Origin of the sequence: Isoptericola sp. NPDC060185 (genome assembly GCF_042728595.1) — a bacterium.
Taxonomy (GTDB): Bacteria; Actinomycetota; Actinomycetes; order Actinomycetales; family Cellulomonadaceae; genus Isoptericola.
The window spans coordinates 1-1,097 of the sequence record NZ_JBHWYY010000163.1; the positions used below are offsets into that span (position 1 = coordinate 1).

The 1,097-nt window shown below is 73.2% G+C and carries 1 protein-coding gene; it reads right to left on the reverse strand.

All coding sequences use genetic code 11. The features are described 5' to 3' along the window. Positions 1-1,097 (reverse strand): hypothetical protein (locus tag ACFWDO_RS21450; protein ID WP_380347213.1); only part of this gene is annotated, 1,097 nt, incomplete at both ends.

Sequence of the window (1,097 nt, forward strand, 5' to 3'; positions counted from 1 at the left end):
GGCGGGCGATGTCGGCGGCGCGCTGCCGGATCTCGTCGCGGATCTCCTCGTGCACCCGCGCCAGCTGTTCGAGGGTCAGGCGTTCGTGCTTGTCGATGCGGCCGTCGCGGAACCACTCGTAAACCTGTGCCACCCGCTTGTCGTCGGCGTCGGCGAGGTCGACACCGAGCAGACGCGCGTGGTCGCGGCTCGGCCCGGGGACGGCGTCCTCGGGGGCGGCGGGTAGCGGCGACCGGTTGCCGAGGTCGTCGGCGCCCACTTCGCGCAGGAAGTCGAGGGCGTCGCGTAGGTGCACCGGAGGGTCGTCGCCGATGGCGCGCGGGTCGGTGTCCGGGTCGTAGACCAGGTTGTCGGCGTACGGATCGACCTTCGCGAGCGCCCGCACGTAGTCGGCGAGCGGCCCGACGAGATCGTCGATGTCACCGCGCGCGGCCCGGTTGGACAGCGCCTCGGCCAGCGCCGCCGCGTCGAGCGGCAGCGCACCGCGCGGCAGGCCGAGATGGGGGGCGAGCGCGTCACGGGCGGCGTCGACGGCTGCCGGGTCGAGTGCGCGCAGCAGCTTCGCGTAATCGGTGAGATTCGCCGACCGCTGACGGTGCGGCTCCACCCGCGTCGCCGGATCGGCGAGCCCACGGGCGATCACCTCCGGGCCGAGCGCCTCCGGCGTGACACCGAAACGCAGCGCCAGCGCACTGCGCGCATTGTGCAGCGCGTTGAAGTTGTCGATCGCGTCGGCGCTGCGCGCGTAGTCGACCAGGCCCTCCACCTGCGTGGCCCGCACCTGATTGGCGCGTTCCTGCTCGGCGAGCAGCGTGTCGAGCTGCTCCCCCGCCAGGTTCGACGGATCGTCGATGCCGAGCCGCTGCGCCACCTCGGCGATGTCGGCCCTGAGCTCGGCCAGCGAACGCGGTTCCGGCACAGGCTGATTCGTGTCATCCGCCACGGCGGGAAGACCGGCATCCGGCTCGGCGCCCGTGGGCGGCCGCTCGATCATCCGCCACGGCTGCGTCCCGTCGCGCACCATCGTCGCGTCGACCGTGCGCCCGTCCACCTCGGTGCGCAGGTGCCGCACCTCGGGCGCGTCGACCTCGAGGATG